24 protein-coding genes and 1 tRNA gene are annotated in these 26,009 nt (G+C 51.4%); 6 read left to right on the forward strand and 19 right to left on the reverse strand.

Going from position 1 to position 26,009, the window contains the following annotated elements; genetic code table 11:
• Positions 1-201: 201 nt before the first annotated feature.
• Together JW984_14570 and JW984_14575 are read left to right on the forward strand one after the other, a co-directional pair.
• A complete protein-coding gene (locus tag JW984_14570; protein ID MBN1574419.1) occupies positions 202-549 on the forward strand; it encodes an HIT domain-containing protein in 348 nt (115 codons plus the stop codon).
• 55 nt (positions 550-604) lie between these two features.
• The gene (locus JW984_14575) at positions 605-1,843 is read left to right on the forward strand and encodes an aspartate kinase (GenBank protein MBN1574420.1); all 1,239 of its coding nucleotides are present in this window, start codon (positions 605-607) and stop codon (positions 1,841-1,843) included.
• A 277-nt stretch (positions 1,844-2,120) separates the two neighbouring features.
• On the opposite strand, the gene JW984_14580 is transcribed toward JW984_14575, so the two are convergent.
• A complete protein-coding gene (locus JW984_14580) occupies positions 2,121-2,630 on the reverse strand; it encodes a cache domain-containing protein (protein ID MBN1574421.1) in 510 nt (169 codons plus the stop codon).
• A 113-nt stretch (positions 2,631-2,743) separates the two neighbouring features.
• Positions 2,744-3,244: a cache domain-containing protein gene (locus JW984_14585; protein MBN1574422.1), complete on the reverse strand. Its 501-nt coding sequence runs from the start codon at positions 3,242-3,244 to the stop codon at positions 2,744-2,746.
• Positions 3,245-3,559: 315 nt separating this feature from the next.
• On the opposite strand from JW984_14585, the gene JW984_14590 reads away from it, so the two are divergent.
• The gene (locus tag JW984_14590; GenBank protein MBN1574423.1) at positions 3,560-4,954 is read left to right on the forward strand and encodes an SH3 domain-containing protein; all 1,395 of its coding nucleotides are present in this window, start codon (positions 3,560-3,562) and stop codon (positions 4,952-4,954) included.
• A gap of 207 nt (positions 4,955-5,161) precedes the next feature.
• Here the strand turns inward: JW984_14590 and JW984_14595 are convergent, their stop codons facing one another.
• Entirely contained in the window at positions 5,162-5,917 is a 756-nt protein-coding gene (locus JW984_14595; protein ID MBN1574424.1) for an epoxyqueuosine reductase, read from the reverse strand.
• Between the two features lie 4 nt (positions 5,918-5,921).
• Positions 5,922-7,286, reverse strand: coding sequence for an NAD(P)/FAD-dependent oxidoreductase (locus tag JW984_14600; protein MBN1574425.1), 1,365 nt, complete (start codon positions 7,284-7,286; stop codon positions 5,922-5,924).
• A 283-nt stretch (positions 7,287-7,569) separates the two neighbouring features.
• Here JW984_14600 and JW984_14605 point away from each other — a divergent pair, with 283 nt between their 5' ends.
• Positions 7,570-8,460: a cation transporter gene (locus JW984_14605; protein ID MBN1574426.1), complete on the forward strand. Its 891-nt coding sequence runs from the start codon at positions 7,570-7,572 to the stop codon at positions 8,458-8,460.
• Positions 8,461-8,696: 236 nt separating this feature from the next.
• Here JW984_14605 and JW984_14610 read toward each other — a convergent pair whose 3' ends face one another.
• The 14 genes from JW984_14610 to JW984_14675 all read right to left on the reverse strand — a co-directional run bounded on the left by JW984_14610 (position 8,697) and on the right by JW984_14675 (position 22,923).
• Entirely contained in the window at positions 8,697-10,151 is a 1,455-nt protein-coding gene (locus JW984_14610) for a sulfatase (protein MBN1574427.1), read from the reverse strand.
• Positions 10,152-10,439: 288 nt separating this feature from the next.
• A complete protein-coding gene (locus JW984_14615; protein MBN1574428.1) occupies positions 10,440-11,480 on the reverse strand; it encodes a hypothetical protein in 1,041 nt (346 codons plus the stop codon).
• A gap of 146 nt (positions 11,481-11,626) precedes the next feature.
• Positions 11,627-12,178 (reverse strand): N-acetylmuramoyl-L-alanine amidase, encoded by a 552-nt coding sequence (locus JW984_14620; GenBank protein ID MBN1574429.1) that lies wholly within the window; start codon positions 12,176-12,178, stop codon positions 11,627-11,629.
• Between the two features lie 430 nt (positions 12,179-12,608).
• Positions 12,609-12,932, reverse strand: a complete 324-nt coding sequence (locus JW984_14625; GenBank protein ID MBN1574430.1) for a YARHG domain-containing protein — start codon at positions 12,930-12,932, stop codon at positions 12,609-12,611.
• Between the two features lie 539 nt (positions 12,933-13,471).
• On the reverse strand, positions 13,472-14,602 hold the full coding sequence (locus JW984_14630) for a hypothetical protein (protein ID MBN1574431.1): 1,131 nt from the start codon (positions 14,600-14,602) through the stop codon (positions 13,472-13,474).
• A gap of 68 nt (positions 14,603-14,670) precedes the next feature.
• Entirely contained in the window at positions 14,671-15,120 is a 450-nt protein-coding gene (locus JW984_14635; protein MBN1574432.1) for a hypothetical protein, read from the reverse strand.
• Positions 15,121-15,306: 186 nt separating this feature from the next.
• Positions 15,307-16,203 (reverse strand): DMT family transporter, encoded by an 897-nt coding sequence (locus JW984_14640; protein ID MBN1574433.1) that lies wholly within the window; start codon positions 16,201-16,203, stop codon positions 15,307-15,309.
• Positions 16,204-16,494: 291 nt separating this feature from the next.
• A tRNA-Lys gene (locus JW984_14645) sits at positions 16,495-16,570 on the reverse strand.
• A gap of 158 nt (positions 16,571-16,728) precedes the next feature.
• Positions 16,729-18,126 carry a replicative DNA helicase gene (dnaB, locus tag JW984_14650; GenBank protein MBN1574434.1) on the reverse strand — a complete coding sequence of 466 codons (1,398 nt, stop codon included), beginning with the start codon at positions 18,124-18,126 and terminating at the stop codon, positions 16,729-16,731.
• 282 nt (positions 18,127-18,408) lie between these two features.
• Positions 18,409-18,855, reverse strand: a complete 447-nt coding sequence (locus JW984_14655; protein ID MBN1574435.1) for a 50S ribosomal protein L9 — start codon at positions 18,853-18,855, stop codon at positions 18,409-18,411.
• A 199-nt stretch (positions 18,856-19,054) separates the two neighbouring features.
• Complete coding sequence (locus JW984_14660) at positions 19,055-19,303, reverse strand: 30S ribosomal protein S18 (protein MBN1574436.1); 249 nt, start codon at positions 19,301-19,303, stop codon at positions 19,055-19,057.
• Between the two features lie 152 nt (positions 19,304-19,455).
• A complete protein-coding gene (gene rpsF, locus JW984_14665) occupies positions 19,456-19,911 on the reverse strand; it encodes a 30S ribosomal protein S6 (GenBank protein ID MBN1574437.1) in 456 nt (151 codons plus the stop codon).
• Positions 19,912-20,214: 303 nt separating this feature from the next.
• Entirely contained in the window at positions 20,215-21,321 is a 1,107-nt protein-coding gene (gene ychF, locus JW984_14670; GenBank protein ID MBN1574438.1) for a redox-regulated ATPase YchF, read from the reverse strand.
• 300 nt (positions 21,322-21,621) lie between these two features.
• Positions 21,622-22,923 (reverse strand): DUF362 domain-containing protein, encoded by a 1,302-nt coding sequence (locus tag JW984_14675; GenBank protein MBN1574439.1) that lies wholly within the window; start codon positions 22,921-22,923, stop codon positions 21,622-21,624.
• A 224-nt stretch (positions 22,924-23,147) separates the two neighbouring features.
• Here JW984_14675 and JW984_14680 point away from each other — a divergent pair, with 224 nt between their 5' ends.
• Positions 23,148-23,681, forward strand: coding sequence for an O-acetyl-ADP-ribose deacetylase (locus tag JW984_14680; GenBank protein ID MBN1574440.1), 534 nt, complete (start codon positions 23,148-23,150; stop codon positions 23,679-23,681).
• Positions 23,682-23,791: 110 nt separating this feature from the next.
• Positions 23,792-25,156, forward strand: a complete 1,365-nt coding sequence (locus JW984_14685) for a (Fe-S)-binding protein (GenBank protein ID MBN1574441.1) — start codon at positions 23,792-23,794, stop codon at positions 25,154-25,156.
• A gap of 67 nt (positions 25,157-25,223) precedes the next feature.
• On the opposite strand, the gene JW984_14690 is transcribed toward JW984_14685, so the two are convergent.
• A complete protein-coding gene (locus JW984_14690) occupies positions 25,224-25,898 on the reverse strand; it encodes a hypothetical protein (protein MBN1574442.1) in 675 nt (224 codons plus the stop codon).
• Positions 25,899-26,009: the final 111 nt, after the last annotated feature.

Genomic DNA, 26,009 nt, shown 5'->3' on the forward strand with positions numbered 1-26,009 from the left:
ACTCCGGCTATGGCGGCTGGAATCACCGATCATCTTTGGGAAATCGAAGATATTTTGAATCTTTTAAAATCAAACTGACCCACTACCACGTTATTTAGACAGTTGAAATAGCAGCCGAAACCGTATATAATAACCCGTTTTTCGGCACTATAATCGAGATGATGTAAATATCTAGAAAATCCGAACAGGGAGGTAATTAACATGGGATGTCTGTTTTGCAATCTGATCAGCGGAAAGACGAAGACCGAGATAGTCTATCAGAATGACCACGTATTCTGCTTTGAAGATATTAGCCCCCAGGCGCCGGTTCACGTATTGATCGTTCCAAAGGAGCACTATCTTGACCTGAACGAGCTATCAGAGGCGGGGAAGCTCTCCATCCTTACCGAGATGCATAAGGCGGCGCTTGAGGTCGCAAAGATCAAGGGGATAGACAAGCGGGGTTTTCGGCTGGTAATCAACAACGGTAAGGAGGGGAGCCAGATAATCCTCCATCTACATATGCATATACTGGGGGGGAAGCAGATCGGCGGGGGAATGGCGGGGTAAAAACGCTTGAGTTCTCTTGAAGCAAACAGACCGAAAGTGACAGGTCTTTTTTGACATGACGAAAAAAGATACTCTTAAAAAACCCATCGTGGTTCAGAAATACGGCGGGTCATCCGTCTCCGACCCTGAAAGGATGAAGGGGGTGGCAAGGAGAATAATCTCCACAAAGGAGGAGGGAAACCGGGTCGTTGTGGTGGTGAGCGCCATGGGGGACACGACCGACAGGCTTCTGGATCTGGCAAGGGAGGTCGTCTTTGAGCCCACCGCCCGCGAGCTCGACATGCTCCTCACCGCCGGGGAGCGGATCTCCATGACCCTTCTCTCGATGGCCTTAAACGAGATGGGCCACCCGGCGAAATCTTTCACCGGCTCCCAGAGCGGGATAATCACCGACACGAACCACTCCAACGCCAGGATAATCGAGGTGAAGCCGAGGCGGATACTGGAGGCGCTGGAGTCAGGCCTCATCGTCATCGTGGCGGGCTACCAGGGAGTGAGCACAGCGGGGGAGGTGACCACCCTAGGCCGTGGCGGCTCCGACACATCGGCCGTGGCATTGGCCGCCGCCGTAAACGCCGACTACCTCGAAATCTGCTCCGACGTGGACGGCATCCTGACCGCAGACCCGAGGATCGTTTCGGACGCCGTGAAAATCGACTCCCTCTCCTACGAGGAGATGCAGGAGATGGCCGAGGCCGGCGCAAAGGTCTTGAACTCGGCCGCCGTCGAGTACGCCAAGAGGGCGGGGATAAAGATCCACTCCGTCTCCACGTTTTCCGGAAAGGCAGGCGAGACCGGCACGGTCGTGGGGGACTTCTTCGACAATTCGAGGACGGGGGTGGTAAGGGGGGTCGTCTCCGAGAGGGAGGTCGTGTACGTCACAGCCGCCGAGCTTATTTCTATGAGTGCCATAAATGAGATTCTCGACTTTTTGGACAACAGCGGCGTCGAGTACAAGCAGTTCAACCTTAACAGATACGGCGACGACCGATACAGCTTTTCCTGCGTTTTACCCCTCGAAAACCTCCACGGCTACGACGGGATGAAATCGCGCCTCATGAAAGATTTTCCGGGATTGCTCCTCTTCTCCGAGGGGCTGGGGGCGCTCTCCCTCATAGGGGAGGGGATCACGAACGACGGCAAGAACCTGATGGGCGTCATATCGAGCATGGAGGAGGCCGGGATCGCAATCCACGACATCCACACCTCGCGTTTTCGGATCAGCGCCATGGTGGACAGGGAGAAGCTCAACATTGCTGTCAAGATATGCCACGACAGGTTCATCGGCGGGTGATCTCTGAGATTGTCTTTTTTACCAATCACTACTTAAAGCTTGAGAGTTCCGCCCCCATTTGACTGGATAACAAGGATTCCGTGTTGCGGGAAATAGTCCAAATATCTGAAACGTCAGATACCTGATATTTGCAGGATGGGAGGTTTTCTTTATTTTCCAATTAAAAACGGCCCCCGAATTCCTCCGGAGGCCGCGATATCGCTCATCTTTTATTCTGCTCTATTTTCTAAAAAGCTCTGTACCTCTATCAATGACATACCTTATGGGATGAAATTTATTACTCGATCCCCTTGTTCAGCTCGTCCAAGGTAACTCCTTCGGGCCCGTATATCCCGGCACCGACGGTGTACTTGGCGCCCGGGGCCTTGTAGATAAAGGAGATCTTCGTCTTCTGCTCATCGGACCCGACGACCTTCCATAGATACTCCATCCATCCGCCGTTCGGTTTTTGTGACAGTTCGCACAGTCGGATGCCGACCGGGTCCCCGTTGATATCGACGATATCCTCGATCTTCGTGCCCACTATGTTGGCGTTGTTCGGATTTGCCACGCAGATACCCTTGTCGCAGTCGTAGACGAAGATATAGGTGTCCTTCCAGACCCAGGGGCCTTTCGGGTCGTTGAACTCGGGAAGCGCGGCGTCACCCTTCTCGGCGAGGTAAGCGGCGGCCTCCTTGACCTTGGCGAAGACCTCCTCCGGGGTCGCCTTTTCCTGGGCGGCCGCCGAAACCGCGATTAGCAGCGCAAACGCCGCAATAAAAGCTATAACGATTTTGCCTCTTTTCATCTCTTCCTCCAATTAGTTTTTATGGTTAAACGGTTTTCCTCTCCAACCACCCCGCTCATGTCATGAGCTGAGCGGGAAGCGAGAGAATGTCTTATCGTACCATGCCCTGTAGATTATTTCAATTTATTGTTCAGCTCATCGAGGGTCATCTCCGGCTCGTATATTCCGGAGCCGACCGTGTATCGCTGTCCGGGAAGTCTCAAAACGTAACATATCTTGCGAACAGGCTCCGTTGAGCCGATCTTCGGCCACATTATCTCTACCCACCCGCCGTTCGGATTATTTGAGACCTTGCACTCCTCGACCCCCACATAAGATCCGGCGTAGTCCACAGTTTCGCTTATTTTCTTTTCCAAGACCTCCTTCATAGGATGGCCTACGTAGACATCGTTGTCGCAGTCCATCACGAATACGTACGTGTCCTTCCAGACCCACGCCCCCTTCGGATCGTTGAATTCGGCGAGCGCGGCATCCCCCTTCTCTGTTAAGTACTCGGCCGCCTCCCTGACCTTTGCGATCACCTCTTCCGGCGTGGCGGCCTCCTGGGGCATCGCCGGAATTGAAATGGCCAGCACAAGGAAAATCCCCGTAATCAATATATAAATAGCTCTCATTTCTTCCTCCTGTAATTCTTTCGATGTTCGATTTTTTGTCTTCCCCAAATCTCTAAGCGGTAAAGCTGGTTTAAAAAGCTGTCATAAAAGAGGAACTGCAGACGACTTAAGATTGGTTTAAAAGATTTGGGCATGTAAACACTCTATCGTCAAGGGGATTGGATGTCAAGACAAATATAAATAAACCGAATTACGCCTTTTCGCAATTATATTTGGAGGCTTTACACATACTGTCACGAATGATATTATTAGAAAATACTTTTTTATGGGAGCCTATTTTTACCCCCTTTTATCCAAAGAAGTTATGAGGACAAAATGAAAAAAAGCACCCGATACTTTCTGCTTTTTCATGTTTTATTGGTATTTACCATATCATCCGGCTGCGCCGCGATTACGGCCGAGACCCGAAGCCTCGCCCCGATGCCCCTCCCCTCCGTTACAAGGGATATGGAATCGCCGAAGTTCTGGTCCGACAGGCTGGCCGATCCTACAAAGATAGTAATGACCGAAGATGAGATCTCTGCCTTCAACAGGGAGATGTTGAAGACGGACGTTTACCTAAACGACCTCCCCTCATTTCCCAAAAGAATCAATGGCCAAGAAATGAGGGACAAGGCTATTGAGCTGTTGATCTGGGCGAAGTCCCACCCCTTCTTCGGGCACGACAACTACCCGATTACCGAGGTCTTTTTTGCCGAAATGGAGGCCGCCATGAACCTCGACGAACTTCCTGAGACCGTGGAGGTGCGATGGGGGATGACGGTTCGGGAGACGGACGTCAGGGTCCTTCCATCAAGAGAGATCGCCATGGAGGCGAAGGATGATTACGAGTTCGACTATTTCCAGATGAGTCTTTTGTCTTTCGGCACCCCCCTTGCCGTTCTCGGCAAGACGAAAGACGGGCGGTGGTCGTTTGCGGTGACTCCATATGTCTCCGGGTGGGTCAGAACACAGGACATCGGTGTGTCCAAGAGCCGCGTGGAGATTCTTAAATATATAAAGAAAAGGAACTTTCTGACCGTGGCCGGGCCCTGGGCGGAGCTCTACTCCGACCGGGGGCTTAAAAACTACGCGGGGCGTCTACGGCTGGGGACAAGGGTGCCCCTGATAAAGAAGAGAGGGGGCATATACGAGGTGTCGGTTCCATCGAGGGAGTTTAACGGCTCCCTCGCCTTCAGGCGGGGATACCTGGGCGCCAAGGCACAGGTAGACCCGGGGTATCCTACTTACACCCAAAAGGGTGTCATCGACACCGCCTTTACGATGCTCGGGATCTCTTACGGGTGGGGGGGGATGTGGGGATTCTGGGACTGCTCGTCGTACGTTCGGGACGTCTTCGGCGTTTACGGATTCGTCCTCCCAAGAAATTCCACATCCCAATCGAAGATCGGCGTTGTCCTGGGGACCTTCGAAGAAGGGACCCCTGTCAAGGAAAAATGCAAGGTGCTCGAAGGCGCGCCCCCCGGGATAACGATCCTCCGGCTCCCCGGGCACGTGATGATCTACCTCGGCGAGTTCGACGGGAAGCACTATGTCATCCACGACACCTGGGGATACCGTACCCGAGGCCCCATGGGGCGACCACGGCTCAAAAATATCGGGAGGGTCGTGATCTCGGAGCTGTCCCTCGGGGAGGGGGGAAAGAGGGGGTCACTCATCGAAAGGATCACGCATGTGGTGATAATAAAGGGCGGCGATTCGTTAAAATAGACCCCCCAGCCTCCGATTCCTCAGTAAGGCTTGTAAAAGGCAGCGACAAGATATTACCGGCAATTTAGGGTTTGATTATTCTTAAAAGTACTCCCCTTTTTTGGCGGCCCTGGATCGAAAAAATCGACTTCCTAAACAGGCCGACTTCCTAAAGGGCCGAGCCTGTAACAAGAAATCTACTTTTTTTAGAGCCCCTCCCCTCTTGTTTCAGACTGCCTGCTCGGCGCCGTAGGGACACGCCAGATTGCAGAGGGTGCACTCGAGAAAACCCCTGTCGCTGACCCTGCGGATGAACCTCTCCCATTTTTTGTCTATTTCTATATCGGATACGTGGGAGACAACACACCTGTCGATGTTCACCTTTTCCCCGAAGGCAACCCCCTTTGACGGGCCGGGGACGATGGCTCTGTAAGGACAGGCCCTGACACAAAGCGATCCCTCCCTGCAGAGGGGCTGCTCGCCGCAGAGGTCTCTGGTGAACGGCTCGTCCGGCTCGATCTCCCTATCCAGGAGAAGCCCCACGAATCTTACCCTCGGGCCGTATCTCTCCGTGACCACCTGGGTATTGTGCCCGATAAAGCCGAGACCCGCAAGCGTCGCCGCAGGCTTCATGTGTATCGAGTGGGTGGGGACTCCCCTTACCCCCTTCTTTTCAGAGAGCCACCTCAAAAGCCTCCAGGCCCTGGTCTCGGTGATCTCGTAATAGAAGTTATAGTACAGACCCGCCTCGAAGATGCCGCCGGCGGAGGGGCCCGAGACGGAGAGGTTCATAGCCTCGTCCCGAACGGCGACCCCCAGTATCAGGAGGGATTTGGCGTCGGGAAAGACCTCCGACGGCGGTTTCAGGCGCCTTTCCGGCATGGAGCCTAGCCTCTCCACCTCATCGATATCGGATACGCCGACGAGGTCAAAACCGATCGCGGTCGATACTGCCCTCTCCTTTATCTCGGATTTAAGGTCCATTTGTCTATTTTTTTACGATCTTAAACAGTTTCTTATATGCCCCATCCCTTCTTTTCTTCCACTTGTCGAAGCCGCTCACATCTTTAGGGAATTTTTTATATATCTTCTCGATATTCACACAGGTCCTGTAGGCGCGAAACACCTTCATGAGGAGGGGGACGTTGCCGATGCCTTTAAATAACTTCGCGGCCATTTCAAAGATGTTGTACCTGAAGGTCTCGTCCCTCCAGAGGTAGCTGAACTCCTTCGGGCCCAGCAGCTCCAGCCTGACAAGATCGTTCAGCTCGCTGTGATCCATATATTGGACAAGCAAGCGAATCCCGTCCGTGAACGCCCTCACAGCCCCCTGACCCCTCTTCCACAGGACGTTGTACTCCCACATCTTTTCCCTGCTCACGTCGCCCGTTTCAATAGCCCTCGCCGCCACGCCCGCCGCAAGCTTCCCCGCAACGATAGACCCTGGGACCCCGAAACCGGAATTCGTGGCTACTTGCCACCCGGCCTCACCGACAAGGACCAATCCGTTGGCGACAAGCTCCGGCTGGTCCGCCCTCATCGGGATAAAGGGGGTAGGACCCGTGCCCCTGCCGTAGACCTCTTCCCCGAAGATATGGGGATGTTCATCGAAAAAATCAAGCGTTACGTCTTTAGGATCGGGGTTGTCGGCAAAAAGGGGCAGGCCGCATCCCACGTTCGCCTCCCCGTCCCCCTCCGGGACTATCCAGAAATATCCCCTGTTCTGGAGGATGCAGTACCACCCGGGATAGTCTGGAGGCGGCGTGTAATCGCACTCGCCGATGAGGTCTCTGACCTCGCGGTAACACTTAACGGTGTCCTCGGGGCGGATATCCTCCCCCTTGTATACCTCCTTCGGAAGGGCATCCCTCACCACCGCCCTTATGCCGCTGGCATCGCAGGTAACCTTCGAGCGAAGCTCCTTTTCCGAACCGTTCGCCAGCCTGCACCTGACCCCCACCAGAAAGTTGTCCTCAACAATGGGGTTTATCACATCGGCCTCGGGGAGGAGCTCGGCCCCGGCATCGAGGGCGTATTTCAAAAGCCTCTGTCCGAGGAGGAGCCTGTGGGTGAGATATGCGTCGAGGGGGGCCTCGAAATTGTGTTTTCTGTTTGGAGAAAAGACCTTCAGCTTCTCCATCTTCATGTCGAGCTCATTCCCTTCGGGATAAGGTATGTCAAGCTCCCTGAAGGCGTAGGCGGGGATCGTATCGAACGTGAGCTTGTCGCCTATCTCTTCCCTCTTTCGCTTGTCGATAAGAAGAACGCTCAGACCCCTTTCGGAAGCTGTTTTTGCGGTGGCGCAGCCGCCGCTTCCCGCACCGACAATAATAAGATCGTAAGTTTCCCGCATTATCTCCTCCTATTATAATATTATAAAAGTCCCCTATAAATGGCATACGAATTTATTGATTTCCTGAAACAGCGTCAATTCATCGATGCGGTTATTGTAAAAACCACTCTCTCATTCACATGAAATGTGTAAAAAAAGCATTATAAGGGAATTCGTTTTGACAATCTCGGATAATGCTGTATTATATATCCTTTATGGAAATTATCCAAAACAAATTCGGTTCTTCCGTTTTGTTGTCGAAATTTAAGAGAATATTTTGAAAAACAGCTCTTACAAAAAAGAAATCGGCAAAATAGACCTCGAACATACTAAGAAAATAAAGAAAGTCACCATCTGGGGCTTGGTTGTGAATGTCCTACTCTCCGTTCTAAAGTTCGTCTTTGGAACGATAGGGGGAAGCCAGGCGGTTGTGGCGGATGCGGTTCACAGCCTCTCGGATATAGTGACGGACGTGACGATCCTCGTCGGCGTGAGATACTGGAGCAAGCCGGCCGATTTGACCCACCCCCACGGACACCGCCGTCTCGAGGTAATCGTTACAATGGGCATCGGTGTAGTCTTGGGGATTGTCGCAACGGGAATCCTGTACAACGCCCTCGTTACCCTTTACAGGCATCACGAATCGTCCCCGGGGTGGATTGCATTCTGGGCGGCTTTTGTCTCCATTTTTTCCAAAGAGATCGTCTATCAATGGACCGTCAGGGTCGGCAATAGAATCAAGTCCGCACCACTCGTGGCGAACGCCTGGCACCACCGCTCAGATGCGTTGAGCTCGATTCCGGCGGCCCTGGCCGTCGCCGGCGCGGCGATAAATCCCAGATGGGCGTTTCTCGACCATTTGGGCGCCGTCGTTGTGTCAATCTTCATCTATTACGCGGCGTTCAAGATCGTCCGCCCCGCCTTCGACACCCTCGTGGACAGAGGGGCGCCGGAGGAGGACGTCGAAAAGATCCGGATGTTAGCCCTAAACACCAAGGGAGTAAAGGCGGTCCACGAGATCAGGTCGCGTTATATCAGCGGCATCAGCCTTGCGGTAGATCTGCACATAGAGGTGGATAAGGGCATCACTGTGAAAGAAGGTCACGACATCGCAAAAGAGGTCAAGAGGACTCTTCTGAAGGAAGGGCCCGAGGTGGCCGATGTAGTCGTTCACCTGGAGCCTTATGAAAAGTGAGGGAGAAAGTGATGGGTAAGGTGAGGGGGCATCAGATCGTTAAATACGATTGGCAATCAATACCCTCCGGTTTTGTTGTTACAGGCCCTCAAGTTTTCAGACTTACCCCTTAATCCGACGGACGAGGATTTGGGGCATTTTTTTACTGCAAAAAGAGGCCGAAGTTTTTCGTTCCTAAAATTCAGGGAAGACGGAAGAGAGTCATATAGGATATAGTTCCGCACACCTTGAGGCGCCTACTCGACATATCCCAGGTCCCTCAGGAAATCGAGGCTCTTTTTGTCGATCTTGAAGTCCCCCTTGCTCCTCGATCCCACCAGGTTTTCAAGGAAGAGAGCTTCGGCATTCTTAGAGTACAGGGACACCTCGTCAAGCTCATTCTTGAAATCGTCGGATATATTGGAAAGCTCGGCCTGATCGTTTACAAGGTTGAACAGCTCGACCTTGTTTTTCTTGTTGTCGACTATGAATTTTCTGTCCCCGTCCCGCATGGCGAAAAGGCGCATCCCTGTGTCGGACATCATCGCCTCGCTGATGGATCTGGGGTCAGGGAGGGGCCTTGAGAGGGGTGTCCCCTCCATCTCTATGTCGCTGTCGTTAAAACCGAGGTAGTCAATCAGGATGGTGGGCATAATATCGATCAATCTGGCAAGCCTGTCGTAGTTTATTCCCTTTTCTAATCCCCTTGGGTGCTTGATGATGACGGGCACCCTCACCAGCTCCTCGTAGAGGTTCAACAGCCCGTGCCTCCACCCCTTGTGCTCGAAGTACTCTACGCCGTGATCGCTGACAAAGATTATCAGCGCGTCGTCGTAAATTCCTATCTTCTTCAATGCCTTGAAAAAGATGCCCATTAGGCGGTCGGAGAAGAATATCTCAGCATCGTAGAACGTCTTTATCCTCGTAAGGCCCGAGGAATCGGGATTTTTCTTTCCCACCGCCGCCATATCGCTGAAGATATTGCCCGTTATGGGCGGACCTTCGTAATTCGGGTCGAGGTAGTCGACAATGCCCTTCGGGGGGATCAGGGGATTGTGGCACTCGTAGGAGTGGAGAAACAAAAAGAACCTGTCGGACCTGTAACGGTCGAGTATGAGCTCGGTGGCCTTGTTAAGCTGGAGGGGCAGGTCGTTCCCAAAAAACCCCTTTTTGTAATCGTGCTTGGCGTTTATTTCATGGAACTCATTGAATCCCTTGTCCATACCCGCGTTGAACGAGACGTACGCCCCTCCCGTCACGGCCATCGTATGGTAGCCCACATTGGATAAAACCTCCGCGAGTGTGGTAAATTTTCTGTTTAGGGGCGTCCGCATGATCTCGTTCTTTACCGGGAGGCCGGCGGAGTGCTGGTGCGGGAAGAGCGACGTGAAGAGAGACGAGATCGACGGCAGCGTCCAGTTCGACTGGGCCATCGTGTTCCAGTACTGGACGCTTTCTCTCGCGAAGGCGTCTATGTTCGGCGAGATGCCCCTCCCGTAGCCGTAACACCCCAGGTGGTCCGCCCTGAGCGTGTCCAGGAGGACCACGATGATATTTGGCCTCTTGTCGAAATGTTTTACGAAGGGGGCCCTTACGGCCGAGCGTATCCTCTCCCAGTTCTTGTACGACCAGACGCCGCCCATCGACGCCAGAACGCCTAAGAGGAGGAGCGTTCTTCGCGAGATTTTCTTTTCGTCTTCTTTTTCCGTCATAGGCTTCAACTTCGTCATATTATAAAATTGGACAGGGCTTCATTCTACCCCTGAATCAAAAGAGATGTCAATATCAATATGGCAATATCAATCAATGTCGAAAGGATTTGGTCGGAGTTTAAACACGGTTTCACATAAACTCGAACCGGGTTTCTCCCATCAAGTCAAAGGGCCGGAAATTCTCCCTCCGTCACCACTCCAAAGGGGTTTTTAGGCATCGATAAACGGGTGCAGGACTAATGCCTGTATGACTAAAAAGATATTACACTAAAAATCACGGCGATTTTCTCATTGCCTCGTGAATACCGTGCCATACTTGGATTCAGTAAGCTTATTGCCCTCAAGTATAAAATTGAAATGATAGTTGTGATCACTCGGCACCCAGGGTTCTCCACCATGGCTTCTATACTTAACATGTATTATCGCGGTATTCCCGGCCACTTCATATGTTCCTTTATGACTCACCACATACCAAACACCGGTCTCCCTGAGTGTCTTACAGCTGTTAAAATACGTTCCATCGGCATTGAAAGCCCACGTACAGAGAGTAGCGCCCACAACCACCGGATTTGTCGTTGCCCATGTGCCGATGATACTGCCGCCTCCATGATGATGGTCTTCGGCGGGCGGTTTATTGCCCGTCGGGTAGAAAATGCAGCTCCAGTCCCCCCGGCCGCCGGTGCAGTAGATCGTCACAAAAAAAGTGCCCCCGCCCTGCAACAGAAAGGGGATTGTGCCGCGATTCAGCTCCCAATCTCCCAATTGCTGCATTTTTTCGTTTTCGATCCTGACACGGAATATGACCGGACTCGTGCTGACCGGGGAGTTCTCGGCCCACGCGAAATCGAGCCTCACCTCACCCGTGTTGTCCACGACCATCCATTTACAGTTTTTTCCCGAGTTGAGATAACCGTAAGCCGTGCCAGTATTGGTCCTTACCCCGCTTCTCGGCGTGGTGCACATCGGGATGCGGTTGCTGCCGTACTCGTATCCGGTCTCCGTGGTGTGGTAGGCGGCGTAAAAGAGCCCGCAGCCCCCCTTCGAGTAGACCGTAATGGTGTGCATGCCGTGAGCGTTCAGGTTGATTATCTCTCCCTTGTTGAGATCGAAGTCCACGACGCTTCCGTTCGGCTCCTTGATATTCACCCAAAAATTGACGGTGTGGAAGGGAAACTCGAAGTTGATCTTGTTCGGCCCATGAACGGTAAACCACTTGGAATGTGTCGTGTCCACGTAGTCGATAATGACGGTAGCCGATGCGCTTTTGGCGGAAAAGCTGAAAGCGATAAAGATCAAGGATGCAATAAAAATCGTCTTTGATAGTCTCATATTTTACTCCTTGTAAATAAAACGGACACTATATTAAGACAAAGGATGCTCTTTAAAAAACGCAGGTATACGACGGCGTGAAAATTTCTTAGATTGTCAGAAGTATTGAAGATGAGAGATTGCTATATTCCATGCTATTTACTGCCTTACCGGCCTGACTTGAGATCGAGATCGGTCAGCCTGCCCCTGACCCCGGCCATGAAGGACTCCCCCGGATCGATCTTGTGGGTAAAGTAGTCGGGAATCAGCCCCTTCCACAGGGGCGTTCCCCTGAAGGCGCCGTATTCGTAATGCCCGATCAGGTATTCGATCGTTCCGTATTTTCCCGCGAGGTACCGCACCAGCGCGGCGTTCGACTCCACCTGGGCCCCGGTCAGGGTGCATACACTGTTCGAGCCGACGTTCTCGACACCTATTGCGCACCAGTTGAGACCGATGGTATGGCGGGCCATCGTCGTCTCTGGCATCAGCCTGTATATGGTGCCGTCCCTGTCGACGAGGAAATGGACCGACACGTTGACGTCGCCGTACCTGGCTATGTAGGTACGATTCGCGCTGATGTGGACCCTGTTGAAGGTGTTCCAGGAGGCCTCCATGCCGCAGATCGCGGTCCAGTGGAGGACGATCATCTTGGGCGTTATCTCGATGGATCGGGCTTTCGGGTCGTAATGTTTGTGGATGTAGTCGAGGGTGAGCATCTTTCGCTCGTCGCCGAACTCTATGGGCCTGTCGATGATCTTTGGGGCGAAGGACGAGATACCGGCCGGTCCTGGCGCGTTTTCGGCCCCAATTTCCACCGTGGTCTCAGCCGCAAAGAGGAGGGGGGAGTCGACCACTTCAGGGCCCCCGAGATTTCCCGGGCCCCCCGGTGCTCCCGGCGGTCCGACCCCGACCGCCGTTAAACAAAACAGGAGGATTATTGAAACCAAACACGAAACCAAACAGATCGAATAGATAAAGGGTCTTGGTCTTCTCATTTTTCAGCCCCGGGTCTCTATCAAGGAAAATCCACGGAATCCAAGAACCGGAATTTCATAAATACCGTCGGCCGCCGGCGAACAGTCCCCGTGACGGACGAGCTTCTGGAGATTGGGAAAAACCAGGAAGAGGCCGCAGTAGAGTCGGGCTTTACCTGCAGCCCCTTCCCCTTTCTTCGTTCAAAATCGTGGCGGTGTTCTTCTTCTCGTATTCGTTTTGCCCCTTGTCCCCGTTGAGATTGTTCGGGTCTATCGAATACCAGGGCTGACCTGCGAAGTAATCCTGCAAATCCTTGCTCTTGAACTTTCTTCCGTGCCTGGCGTAGATCTCGTTGCGAAGGATCCTCAGCTCCCAGCAGCTGCACCCGCCGAGCTCGGAAACCGTGATATAGCGGCTCATCTGATCGGGCCATTTCGGGCAGCCGCCGCCGGAATCGACCTCGTACTCCGCTGACCAATTGCCCGTCCCCTCCATCGACCATACGGTAATGTTAAATTCACCGCCGCCCCTGAGCTGTATTACGTTTGAATCATCCAGGTCGTAATCTACATGTTTTGGCTTTCCGCCTGGGCCCAATCCCGTCGTGACGGTCACGTGGAAATCGGCGGTGCCCCTTGGATAGGTGAAGGTTATCTCCACGAGGGGGTCGCTTCCGGCATTTACCGTAAACGAGTAGCTGCCGGGGGCGTAAAGCTCCGAGATATGGCCGCTCTCCGTCACCGCATAGGCATTGCCGGAGGCAAGCAATACCGCCGTCAACAGCGAAATAATTATCAAATAGATTCTCTTGTTTTTCATGTTGTTTTCCCTCCAAGGGTTTTTGAACATCGATAAACAAACGCAGGGCGGTTTACCGCGTGACCAAAAAAGTTTGCAAAAGCTTCATCCCGTTTTTTAAACTATGCGAACAACAGCACCCGGCTCCATGCAGGGCCCATAAGTCAAGGACTCAAGCCGGGTAACCATATCTTTGATATGTCTACAACAATATTGAATTTATCTCTAATGCGGTTCTATTGTTGCCTTGTGTATACGTAACCATACGTAGATATTTTCATCCTATTGCCGTCTAAAAACTCAAAATTGAAACTGTAACGGTTATTATACGGCACCCAATCCTTATCCGGTGGTGTAAACCATCTAGTCTTAAATTGTATCTCCGCGGTATTTCCAGTCACTTTATATGTCCCTTGATAATACAGATTTTGCCAAGATCCGTCATGAGAGAGCACCTGGCAGTGATGGAAAAAGGTTCCATCGGCATTGAAGGTCCATGAACAGGTACGACCACCGACAGTAGTCACCTTGTTTGTCATTGCCCATTTGCCTACGATGCTGTTACTTCCATGATGATGATGATGGTCTTCGCCGGACGGCTTTACCGTACCCGGTTTTTTACCCGTCGGGTAAAAAACGCTGCTCCAGTCCCCCCTGCCGCTGGTGCAGTAGATCGTCACGTAGAATACGCCCCCGCCCTGCAACAAAAAGGGAATTGTGTTGCGATTCAGCTCCCAGTCCCCCAACGTCTTGATGTTCGTATGGCCGGGCACGCTGTTGGGACGAATCAGGCCCGTAGCGTAGCCTCCCTCGGTTTCAATCTTGACGCGGAATTTTACCGGGCTCGTGCTGACCGGGGAGTTCTCGGCCCACGAAAAGTCGAGCCTCACCTCACCCGTGTTGTCTACGATCATCCATTTGCAGTTGTGCCCCGACTTGAGATACCCGTATGCCGTACCCTTATTGGTTCTTACATCGCTCCTCGGCGTGTAGCACATCGGTTTACGGTTGCTGCCGTGCTCATACCCCGTTTCCGTGGTGTGGTAGGCGGCGTAAAACAGTCCGACCCCCCCCTTCGAGTAGACCGTAATGGTATGCATTCCATGGGCGTTCAAGTTGATGATCTCTCCCTTGTTGAGATCGAAGTCCACGACGCTTCCGTTCGGCTCCTGGACCTTCACCCAGAAATTCACGGTGTGAAAGGGAAACTCGAAGTTTATCTTGTTTGGCCCGTGAACGGTGAAATACTTGGAATGTGTCTCGTCCACGTAGTCTATAATGACTTTAGCCGATGCATCCCGGGCCAGAAGGATACCGGCCAGAAGTACCAGCATGGTAACGACGGCCGCCCTTAAAAATGTTTTCATTAAACACCCCTTTTTTTAATATCGTTTCAAATACTTCAACTTATAACTAAATCCAAGTGGGCCCTTTTTCATTTCGGCCTGACAACGAGCTCCTTGACCGCATAGCCGCCCGGGTCGATCCCCATCTCTTCGGGTCTCACGACGCGGATATATTTTATCAGGTCGTATTTAACCCCGTCGATCGTCCCCATCGCCCCCGTTATGTAAATGACGTCGGGGGTGTCCTGGCACGCTATCTCGGCGCCTGCGATCGTCTTATTGTCGACATGCTTGTAGTTAAGCCTGTTCATCATGTCCCACCACTTCGTCTCTATGACCAGGTCCTTTATCGCCACGTCGGTGTCCGATTTTATTGCAACCTTGAACACCATCCCGTTGGCACGATCCAGCGGAACGAATCCGCCGTGGCAGATCTCGATGGTAAAATCCCCGATTTCCGCAGGAATTGCGGCGGAGCCGATCGTTAAAAAAGAGAAGGCGAGAAAGAGCACCGCCAGTCTGAAACATCGATTTTTCACACGATACCTCCAGTAAAATTTCGTATATTTATAATTTTAGTGTGGAGTAGTGCAATTGTCAATTTGTAATTTACGATACTTGTAAAATTGTCGAGTTTTATTGTACTATTTTGGAATAAATCAAAAGCACTCGAGTCGACGATGTTCGGTTATCCAGGAATGGATAAAGCATCATATCCGGCGAAACTACCCCTTTTCTTTCCTTTTAAACGTTTTTATCAATCTGCCGTCTATGGCCGCCAGGCCCAGGAATATTGTCCCCATTCCTGCAAAGGCGTTCCATCCGAGCCGCTCTCCTAAAAAAAGATAACCGAGTAATATTGCATTAATGGGAACCAGAAACGTAACCAGAAGACTGTTCGTGGGGCCGGAAACGGCCAAAATACGAAAATAGATAAGGTACGCCAACGAAGTACAAATAACCGCGAGCCCGAACAGGGCCAGAATCGTCAAGACACCCGGAGATAGATGCCAAGGCTTCTCAATAAACAGCGCCAAGGGGGTAATCATGAAGCTCGAGCTGCAGACCATTCCGGCCGCTACAACAGATGTACTCATGTTTTTAAAACGAACCCCATAAATGGCCCCGAACGCGTAAGACAACGACGCCCCCAGAACGGCAATCTGCCCGATTACTTCAATACCAAACCCCTTTAGGGACTCGATCCCGATTAGAATGGTAACTCCCAGCCATCCTATCAATACTCCCGTGACTCTGTTGGCCGTCAATCGTTCTTCCCGTGTTAAAAAGTGGGCAAGGATTACGCTGAAAATAGGCGTTGTGGCGTTTAATATGCTGGCAAACCCGCTTTCAATATGGGTCTGCCCCCAGACTATCAGACTGAATGGGATTACGTTGAACAATGCACCCATGATAAAAAAGCCGCCCAGGATACCCGGCGATGTCGGCATCCGCTCTTTTTTTACGCGCACAACGATCAGGAGAACCGCGGCCGCGATCGTGACCCTGAACATCACCACCGTCAGCGGCGTTATCTCTCTCACGGAAACGCCGATGAAGAAAAACGAGCCGCCCCATATAACGGACAGGATTAAGATCAGTCCCCATTCCTTAATGCCCATAATGCGGTTGACATCCTCGGATCCCGGCAAATCAGGTTTCTTTTTAGCGGGCTCGGTTGTTGTCATATATAGTGCCTTTCGATTCATCATAGAAACTATTTAAAGAGTTTTAATCCTCCTCGACTCTATTAAGGCAAATGTAGGCTTTTGGCGGCAATCATAGACAGCTTTAAAGAGGAACTGAATAATACCAAATGCTGCGACGATTTTAAAGAAATGTAGTTTTTCCTTTAGGACTTCAAAAAGCAAAGGCCAGGAAATCTCCCGACCTTTGCTTGATATTAATATTTCTGGTGGGCCGTACTGGGATCGAACCAGTGACTCTCTGCTTAAAAGGCAGATACTCTACCGACTGAGTTAACGGCCCAAAGGGTTAAACTTTTTTGAGCTATGAAGATAGAATAAAATGGTTTATAAAGTCAAGAACTTTTTCGTATGCAACACCTCAAATGAATTTCCGAGTACAAACAACATAAGGCTAAAAAATTTCCAGCTCCCCATCCGAATGCCTGCCACGGGACGACCTCAAAAGCGAGCGCCGCTCGGCTCTTCCATCTTGGACAAATTGTCGAAACGGGTATATTCCTTCAGGAAGGCTAGCTCGATCATGCCGGTCGGCCCGTTTCTGTGCTTCCCTATTATGATCTCGGCCACGCTTTTGTCTGTTTTTACATACTGCTCTTCTTCCGATTTCTTCGAACGATAAACGTCGTCTCTATAGATAAAGATGATGAGGTCTGCATCCTGTTCCAGGGCCCCCGACTCCCTGAGATCGGCCAGGATCGGCCTCTTGTTTTCGCGGCTCTCAACGGCCCTGCTGAGCTGGGAGAGGGCCACCACCGGAACGTTCAGCTCCTTTGCCATCGCCTTGAGAGACCTCGATATCTCGGATATTTCTAGGTCCCTCCTCTCCGCCCTTCCCATGCCGGTCATGAGCTGGAGGTAATCCACAACGACAAGGCCGATATTCCTTTCCGCCTTCAGCCTTCTGGCCTTTGCCCGCATCTCGAGGGGATTCAGGCTCGCCGTGTCGTCAATTGTGATGGGCGCTTCGTAGAGCATGCCCGCCGCCCTTCCCAGTCTGTCCCACGACTCTTTAAGTGTTCCGGTTCTCAATCTCACCAAGTCGATTTTAGACTCCGATGACAGAAGCCTTAGCGCAAGCTGTTCCTTTGACATCTCGAGGGAGAAAATCAATACCGGGACCTTGAAATCAACGGCACAATTCCTTGCGATATTAAGCGCCAAGGCCGTCTTCCCCATGGATGGGCGGCCCGCTATTATTATCAGGTCGGAAATCTGAAAGCCTGACGTCTTTTTATCCAATTCATGAAAGCCGGTCGGAACTCCGCTGATCGGCTCTATCTTGTCATACAGCTTTTCAAACTTCTTATAGCTTTCATTTATGATCGGTTTTAGATTTGAATATTCCGTGGTTATCTTATATTCGGATATTTTAAAAATCTTGCTCTCGGCTTCGTCCAGGATCTCGTCGACTTCCTTAGCCGCCTCGTAAGCATCGGCCGTGATCTCGCCCGAGATCGTAATCAGGTTCCTTAAGACCGACTTCTCCTTTACTATCTTTGCGTAATAATGGATGTTTGCGGCGGTGGGAATTTCTTCAACGAGGGAGGTGAGATATGCGAGACCGCCTATATCCTCGAGCCTTCCCCTCTTCTTCAAGGCGTTCGACAAGGTCACGAGGTCAACCGGCTCGTTTTTGTCGAAGAGTTCGATCATTGCGGTGAAGATATCCCCATGGTTCTTGCGATAGAAGTCCGACGGGGCTATGATATCGAGGACCTTGGCTATAGCCTTGTCTTCCAGCAGGATCCCACCCAATACCGACTTCTCCGCATCAAGATTCTGGGGAGGAATCCTCAAGACCTCTTTTGCCGCCTTATCTGAAATAGGTGTAGCCATACCATCCTCCCGATATTTTCGTTGTGGGATCTATCTTTCGAGTATACATAAAGGATGCAGGGGATACAAGACTTTTCAGGAAGGAATCAGGATTATCAACATCCGCACACCGGTTTTTATCCCCAAACCGATCGGATTGAATATTTTCCGTATCTTGAAGAAATTATCGTGTTTTTATCAATGTCCCCTTCTTTCACCCATACCCCCCCCTCCTACCCCCCCTACACCCCCTCACCATTCCCCACCACTACCTTACCGCCCCTCGTCAGCCCCCCGGTTGAGCTACCCTTCCCTCACGACCTCGATTTTGAGACTTGCCACCACCCCAAAAAAGAGCTTTACGGAGACTGTGTAATCGCCGAGCCTTTTTATCGTCTCGTCGATGACTATCTTTTTCTTATCCACATCTATCCCCTCCATCGAGAGGGCCGCGGCGATTTCGGTGGACGTGACCGAGCCGAATAGCTTGTCCTCCTCCCCGGCGGGCTTTATCATCGTCAACCTGAGGGCCTCGATCTTCTCCTTCAGGACCAGGGCGCTCGCCTTATCTCTCTCCTTTGCCTTCTCGTCCTGATGATGCATCTCTTCCAGTCTTTTCAGATTTCCCTTTGTGGCCTTGAGGGCCAGTTTTTTCGGGATCAGGTAGTTTCTGGCGTATCCGGGGGCGACTTTTATCTTGTCCCCCGTCTTTCCCAGGGAATTAACGTCTTTCAATAGAATTATTTCCATATCCTTTGACTCATTAGTGTTTTTTTTGAAACAGCCGGGACGAATTGACGGCCGGGCTCCCTCTATCCGGGCCTCTTTACCCCCCCGTCAACAGATCGCCGAGACCACGATCCGCCTCGCGCTTTTGCTCCAACAAACCGGGGCCGCAGAAATAATCCCTCTCCGCTGACTATCAAGTCGTACCGAGTATTTTTAAGCCTCAGAACCTCGAGGTGGTGGAGGCAAAGGGCAACAGGGCCAGTATCCTCGCCCTTTTTATGGCGGTGTTCAGCTCCCTTTGGTGTTTGGCGCAGTTTCCCGATATTCTCCTGGGGATGATTTTCCCCCTCTCCGTTACAAAAAATTTCAGAGACTTCTGATCTTTATAATCGATTTTCATAGAAGGATTTGCGCAGAACTTGCACGACTTCTTCTTATGAAAGCCCCTCTTTTTCATTACAGTTGTCATCTACTTTCCTCTCCTTGAATGCAAGAGCGGCCGTTTACCATTTACCGATATCGCCCCTGCAATTGTGCATCCGATATTTCAACAGATCATCAAGGCGGCTCGCCGCTTACTTTCCCTCCCAAACGGGAGAAACAGGACTATACCGCCGTATTCTAATCCTCTTTCTCCTCTTCAAAGTCATCGGAGCCCGTGACTTCATCCGTCTCCATATCATCGGCATCTCCCTTTATATCTTTAAAGCCGGATGGAGAAAGGACGTCTTGATCTTCGCCCTCAAATCTCTCCAGCTTTTCGATCTTTTCCGGCTCTATTTCTATCTCTTCATCGGCTATTTTAACCGTGAGAAATTTGTACACTTCCTCGGTTATTCTCAGGTTTCTCTCCAAGACGGAAATAATATTTCCGGAGCCGTAGTATATGAAGCGGTAATAGTCTCCCTTGAATTTCTTCTTGACACGGTAAGCAAGCTTCCTCTTCCCCCAGTGGTCGATAAATACAATGCTCCCTTTCTGGCTTTCGATGACACCTTCAATCTTCTTTATTACCTTTTCGTTGTCTTCGTCTGAAAGATCGGGGTCGAGGACTATGATGGTCTCGTAGGTACGCATCTAAGTTTCACCTCCTTTCGGATAAAAAGCCCGGGGCTGTTTGGAGAACGGTGTTATTGAGCACAGGGTACGATGCCCGACCACGTCCAAGAAACGATACCGTATCCCTCGGCACACAGTCAAACCCTCTTTCCGTGCCCCCTTCCACTTCTCCACTCCCCGAGCAAGGAGTCAAGGCTCCAAGGAGCCTTCAGGTTTTTAAAGATTTGGTGGGCGTCATCCCATTTGGGCCGACCCCCACCAAGTTGGAATAATTCTATCAGAGAATATCAAAAAGTCAAGAGATTTTGTTATTTTTTAAGATTATACGTTGAATTTTATTCTGATGATATCGCCGTCCTCAACGATGTAATCCCTTCCCTCCGTCCTTATCTTCCCCTCCTCCTTTACTCCCTCTTCGGAGCCGATCGCCTCGAGATCCGTGAAGGTTATCACCTCTGCCCTTATAAAGCCCCGCTCCATATCGGTGTGGATCTTCCCGGCGGCCACGGAGGCTTTGGTTCCCCTCGGAATCGACCAGGCCCTCAGCTCCGGCCCCACGGCGGTGTAAAACGTGATCAGGTCGAGGAGGCGGTAACCCTCCTTGATGATCCGGGAAAGACCGGTCTCTGCAAGGCCGGACTCTTTGAGGTATTCGTCCCGCTCGTCCGGGTCAAGAGACAGAATCTCCTCCTCGAACTTCCCGGATATGACAACCGCCGTCGTCTCCCCGTCGGCGGCGATCTCCTGGACCCGCCTCGAGTGGTCGTTTCCGTCCGGGAGGGAGTTCTCGTCTATGTTGGCGACAAACAGCATCGGCTTCGCCGTGATGAGATTCATCTCCGTAAAGGCGGCAGTAAAATCAGTACCGCCCTCACATTTTGACAGGAAATCGATCGTCGGCCTTCCCGAATCGAGGATGTCCTTTACAGACTCGTATACGACGAGGGACTCCTTGGCCTCCTTGTCCCCCGACTGGGCGGTCTTTTTGACCTTTTCTATCCTCCTCTCGACGACCGCGAGGTCGGCCAGGATCAGCTCCGTCTCGATGATCCCGATGTCCCGCCCGGGGTCGATATCCCCCTCCGGGTGTGCCACATTCTCATCGACAAAACAGCGCACCACGTGGATTACCGCATTCAGGTTTCTGATGTGGCCGAGAAACTGGTTTCCGAGACCCTCGCCCTTGCTCGCGCCCTTGACCAGCCCCGCAACGTCGACAAATTCCATCGATGTGGGTGTGATCTTTTTTGGCTTTGTTATCTCAGCTATCTGGTTGAGCCTCTCATCCGGCACCGTGACAATCCCGCTGTTAGGATCGATAGTGGTGAAGGGGTATCCCGCCGTCTGGGCAGCGGCCCCGGTCAGCGCGTTGAAGATGGTGGATTTCCCCGCGTTGGGGAGGCCTATTATGCCGGTGTTGAAGCCCATTGATCTTACCTGTAGAAAGAGAGAAAGTCAAATTGAAAAGGCGAAATGAAATAGACTCAAATCGATAGATTCAACAACTAACAGTCAAATTATAAAAGGCCGAAGGCTTAAACCGTCTGTCCCCTCCCCTCTCGTCACAAAAAATCAGCACAATAAAAGATGAGTTCCAGTTTGAATCGGCTGTAAAGTTTTTTAAATATTTAGCCTTTCAAAACCTCATCGAAGCCCTCGGTCTCACCAAAACACGATCGCTTTCCTTCGTATCCGGAAACTCCCGCTCGGCTAAAAGAAGAGGGCGTATCACTTTCTCGTGAAGATAATATTTGAGACCTTCCTCATCCCCTTAACGACCGAGTTGTATATGAAGAGCACGGCGTCCCTCGGGTCAAAGAGGGGGCTCGGCATCCCGAAGGTGCGTGGGAGCGTAACAAACAGCATTTTCGTCCCGAGGGGGCACCCCTTGATCCGCTTTACCTTCTTGGCCTCCAGCTTTCCCAGGACCTTGGTGCAGTCCCCGATAAGGAGCACCGGGCCGTCCGGGTGAATTACGTCCCCCTTGTAGACGCCCGTCACGATCCCGCCGGGGCGGGCATTTTTCACCGATCCGGGCCTCCTGGCGTCTATCGTCCCGAGACAACCTTTAAGGGCGGCGAGGCAGCCTCCGTAGCAGAAACGCCCCCTGTCCGGGTCATTGCCGGTGTAGAATTTTATCGGTGTGTCCACCTTATGGATGTCCTGATACTCGCTTACTATCCCCTTCGTTTTTTTCGCGAGCTCCTCTATCGTCACGTCGCCGGTCACCTCGATGTCCACATCAGCGATGGAGCCGTATCCACGCTCGCTCGCCATGACAAGGTGGATTACGTCTTCCGGCTTGAAGCCCAATATCTTAGCCCCGACGGCGTCCGCGGCCAGCGGGTCATTGGCGACGAGTATCAATCCCAGATCGAAGGGCTTCGGGGCGGACTCGTAGCCGTGGGCGATCTTAACGGCGTCCGAGATGACCACGTTCGGAAAGCCGATCTCCAGAAGATCGACTATCTTCTCGTTCAGCCTGTCGTCGTGGTAGAGCATCCTTTCGGCGTGGGTCAGGATTCCGATGTTGAGTTTCAGGGCGTTGGTTATGGTGCAGCAGATGTGGTACTTCAGCTTCGGCATCCAGACTTTAAAGTCGGCGTTGTGGAGGCTCTTCGCCACCCGCATCGATTTATGCCACATCCCCTTCTTCAGGGGAACCTTGTAATATTTTTCCTCGTTGAAGTCCACCACCCTTACCCCCTTCTCCTTTCCCATCTTGAAGTAGCCTGACTCCTTCAGAAAGAGCCTCGACGGGATGCCGTAGCCCCCCGACTCACCCACGGTGACGTCGGCCGCCCCCATTGAGCGAAGGACGTCGACCGCGGACCCGATAACGGTGGGGTGGGTGTAGGAATCGAAGATATACGCCTTGTTTGCCGTGACGACGTTAGGTTTTATGAGGGTCTTCCCATTCGGCTTGATACCTAGGTCGGTAAGCGACTCCTTTATTATCCCCGATATGACGGCCTCGTTGTAAGAGTCGCACCTTCTTAAGATCACCTTTTTCCTTTTATCCTTTGTCATATATCTTTACCTCCTTTACCTTGCAAACGATTTTGTTTAAATAGTATCAGATACTATCCGTTCATGTCAACAGTAATGCTTGACGGGGATTTTTTAAAAAGCCTTCCGAAAGCGGATGACGAGGAGACACAAATATTTACAGCGTAGAAACGGCTTGTCATTTTCATCGGTTTTTACTATAATTGTCCCATCGAACCACCATAAAGATCTAGGGGGGGTCTGTTATGGAAGTCAAGATAGGAACAGGAACTCTCTCCCTCGTCAGGGGGGACATCACAGAAGAATCCACCGACGCCATAGCCAACGCCGCAAACAGCGGGCTTCGTGGGGGAGGGGGCGTAGACGGCGCAATCCACAGGGCGGGGGGGCCGAAGATCATGGAGGAGTGCAGGAAGATCGGCGGCTGTCCCACCGGAAGCGCCGTCATCACGGCCGGGGGAAACCTCAAGGCGAAGTACGTAATCCACGCCGTCGGCCCCATTTACAAGAGGGGAACGAAGGGGGAGGAGAAGCTCCTCTCCTCCGCCTACAGAAAGTGCCTCGAGATCGTCTCTGAAAAGGAGATAAAGTCTATAGCCTTCCCCTCCATCAGCACCGGCGTCTACGGCTACCCGATAGCGGACGCCTCGAAAACGGCGCTGGTAACCGTCATCGACTACATGAAAAGCCACCCCGAGATAGAGCTTGTCCGCTTCGTCCTCTTCAGCGACAACGACCTCAAGGTCTACGAGGAGAGCCTGAAAAAACTTTCGTCGTAGGATTTCGGAGACGGTCACCCATATGAGCCTCGGCAGTGTTTTCGCCGTGGCCCGGAAAGTTGGCTTTCTTTTTGCAATAATCAATTCTAATCTCTCAAGGGAGTGATTAATTGAAGTTCAAATACGATAAATGCGACAAGTGCGGCGTCTGCCTCGAGAAGTGCCCGGAAGTTCAGATGGACTCCGACTCGGCTAAGGAGGCGATTACGCAATTGATCGAGGGGATTTCCGGAAGGGGGGCGAAGAAGGTGCTGGGCCGCTGTTCCTCCTGCTTTTCTTGCAACATATACTGCCCAAAGGACGCCGATCCCTACTACCTCGTTTTAGAGAGGTGGAACGACATCTACAAGGAAAAGGGAGCGCCCCCGATATTCGGCTTTGTCTGTCCGAACAGGAAGGACAACGCCTGGACGATGCTGAACAGCCTGGCCACCGACGGCGAGAGAAGCCGGTTTCGCAAATGGGCAGAAAACGAGAAGGGCATCCTCGAAGGATCACCCCCAAAGAAAAACCCCCTGATCCTCGGAAACTACGGCCACCTCTTCCCCCACATAACCGACTCCCCCCTCTTTGACAACTTCACCGTGATAGACCCGATCGGCCACTGGGAGAGCGGCGCCTACCTGATGCAGGCGGGATACTCAGAGGTGGTCGAGGAGATCGGCTCCACGGTGAAGAGCTTTTACGACGCCCTCGGCAATGGTGTGGTCTACATCCTGACCGACGCCGTGAACCTCCTTATGAGCGACCTCAGGCCGGACATATACGGGATCGAGGCGGAAACGAAATCGTTCACGCACGCGCTCAAGGACGCCCTTAAGGGCAAAAAGACGGTATTCGGTAAGGTCGAGTTAAAGAAGAAGGTTGGGCTCAGGCTCTCGGTACACGACAGCTGCTACGCCAAGGCGGAGGGGGACGCTATCTTCGACGCCGCCCGGGAGGTCCTAAAAGCCGTCGGCGCCGAGATCGTGGAGCTCGACCACATCCGGTACGACTCCCTCTGCTGCGGCTTCGGGCGGGGCGCGGCGGACATCCCGAAGGTGAGGGTGCCCTTCGAGATAATGAAGGGGGCGATGAGAAAGCTGAAGGAGGCGGAAGACGCAGGGGCCGACGGCCTCGTCACCTACTGCACCGGCTGTATGTATCTCCTCTGGTCGGCGAGGGAGCTTATGGGAAGCAGGGTCGCCGTATACCACCTGACGGAGCCTGTGACGATGGCGATGGGCGAATATAAAAACGCGGACCTCAAACGCCAGCGGGAACGGGCCTGGGACATCATCTCCCAGATTACATACACCTACACCAAGAGCCTCTTTCAGGGGAGGTTCAAGATAGGCGACGTCTCCGACAACCGCTATTCGCCGGAGGTGGCGGGCTTCTATCCTATCCTCAGGATAATCCGCGCCCTGTTGTCTATCGGGATTTTCAGAAAGGCCTACGCCTTAGGGTTCAGGGCGCTGACACGGGTGTTGTAGGGATTATAGGGGAGAATATTTCTAAACTGTATATTTTTAATAAGATTAATCTATCTAGAGTAATATACTAATTAGAAAAAAGACTTTTTAAAGAATTGTAAATCCTTTTTTCTATACGAAGACTAATTTTTTTTGCAAATGACTTTATTGAATCACCTGAAGTCACAGTTATAATTGTAATTACAAATAATATGACTGATGATATTGCCAATTTTATACAGTTAATTTCAATAAAATTATTCATTAGGGTCAACCCTAAACACAATACAATTGTAATAAAAAGAACAACAAAAATAGTATAATATGAAATACGACCTACAAAAGCGCTAAATCTTTTCAAAACTTCATTAAATTTCTGAATTTGTTTTTCTAGATTATCAGACCTTTCTTTTTCAATTCTTAAAATATTTTCCTTTGCTTTTTCCAGTACTTCTTTTGGAGTACCTTCTGAAAAAACTTCTTCATCTCCGAGTGTTTTATCCATTAAAATGTTTCTTGCTTCTTTTGAATATCTTAAAAGCATATAATCATCTTCAGAAAAATCACCTCTCTTTTCTTGCTTTTCAATTTCTGTTAAAAATTTCTCCCACATTCTATTTGAAGGATTGAAAGCTGCATAACAATCCGATATAATAATATTTAATGGTAGTTCAGGTGTTTGTTGAGGGCTTTTGAGCCAAACTAATGCCGTAATTGTAGTATCAGTAATACAATGTGGTACTAATAATTGAGTCCCTTTCAATTCTTTTTTCTCAAAAAACTCTAAACTTGAAGTGGACCCAATATGGTAGACAGTGAAACGGGGGTTTTAAGGTGGATCATGCGGCCTGTTTCCCCCGTTGGTTTTTAAAAT

Source organism: Candidatus Zymogenus saltonus, from assembly GCA_016929395.1.
Classification (GTDB): Bacteria; Desulfobacterota; Zymogenia; order Zymogenales; family Zymogenaceae; genus Zymogenus; species Zymogenus saltonus.

Excerpts from the sequence above, each read along its gene's own strand:
- JW984_14655 (MBN1574435.1), bottom strand. The coding sequence starts at position 18,855 with ATGGAAATAATTCTATTGAAAGACGTTAATTCCCTGGGAAAGACGGGG.
- JW984_14660 (MBN1574436.1), bottom strand. The coding sequence starts at position 19,303 with ATGACAACTGTAATGAAAAAGAGGGGCTTTCATAAGAAGAAGTCGTGC.
- JW984_14595 (MBN1574424.1), bottom strand. The coding sequence starts at position 5,917 with ATGGACCTTAAATCCGAGATAAAGGAGAGGGCAGTATCGACCGCGATC.
- JW984_14610 (MBN1574427.1), bottom strand. The coding sequence starts at position 10,151 with ATGACGGAAAAAGAAGACGAAAAGAAAATCTCGCGAAGAACGCTCCTC.
- JW984_14590 (MBN1574423.1), top strand. The coding sequence starts at position 3,560 with ATGAAAAAAAGCACCCGATACTTTCTGCTTTTTCATGTTTTATTGGTA.
- JW984_14675 (MBN1574439.1), bottom strand. The coding sequence starts at position 22,923 with ATGACAAAGGATAAAAGGAAAAAGGTGATCTTAAGAAGGTGCGACTCT.
- ychF (MBN1574438.1), bottom strand. The coding sequence starts at position 21,321 with ATGGGCTTCAACACCGGCATAATAGGCCTCCCCAACGCGGGGAAATCC.
- JW984_14570 (MBN1574419.1), top strand. The coding sequence starts at position 202 with ATGGGATGTCTGTTTTGCAATCTGATCAGCGGAAAGACGAAGACCGAG.
- JW984_14640 (MBN1574433.1), bottom strand. The coding sequence starts at position 16,203 with ATGGGCATTAAGGAATGGGGACTGATCTTAATCCTGTCCGTTATATGG.
- JW984_14625 (MBN1574430.1), bottom strand. The coding sequence starts at position 12,932 with ATGGAGGGGACGGGCAATTGGTCAGCGGAGTACGAGGTCGATTCCGGC.
- rpsF (MBN1574437.1), bottom strand. The coding sequence starts at position 19,911 with ATGCGTACCTACGAGACCATCATAGTCCTCGACCCCGATCTTTCAGAC.
- JW984_14575 (MBN1574420.1), top strand. The coding sequence starts at position 605 with ATGACGAAAAAAGATACTCTTAAAAAACCCATCGTGGTTCAGAAATAC.
- JW984_14615 (MBN1574428.1), bottom strand. The coding sequence starts at position 11,480 with ATGAGACTATCAAAGACGATTTTTATTGCATCCTTGATCTTTATCGCT.
- JW984_14630 (MBN1574431.1), bottom strand. The coding sequence starts at position 14,602 with ATGAAAACATTTTTAAGGGCGGCCGTCGTTACCATGCTGGTACTTCTG.
- JW984_14580 (MBN1574421.1), bottom strand. The coding sequence starts at position 2,630 with ATGAAAAGAGGCAAAATCGTTATAGCTTTTATTGCGGCGTTTGCGCTG.
- JW984_14600 (MBN1574425.1), bottom strand. The coding sequence starts at position 7,286 with ATGCGGGAAACTTACGATCTTATTATTGTCGGTGCGGGAAGCGGCGGC.
- JW984_14620 (MBN1574429.1), bottom strand. The coding sequence starts at position 12,178 with ATGCTCACCCTCGACTACATCCACAAACATTACGACCCGAAAGCCCGA.
- JW984_14585 (MBN1574422.1), bottom strand. The coding sequence starts at position 3,244 with ATGAGAGCTATTTATATATTGATTACGGGGATTTTCCTTGTGCTGGCC.
- JW984_14680 (MBN1574440.1), top strand. The coding sequence starts at position 23,148 with ATGGAAGTCAAGATAGGAACAGGAACTCTCTCCCTCGTCAGGGGGGAC.
- dnaB (MBN1574434.1), bottom strand. The coding sequence starts at position 18,126 with ATGGCTACACCTATTTCAGATAAGGCGGCAAAAGAGGTCTTGAGGATT.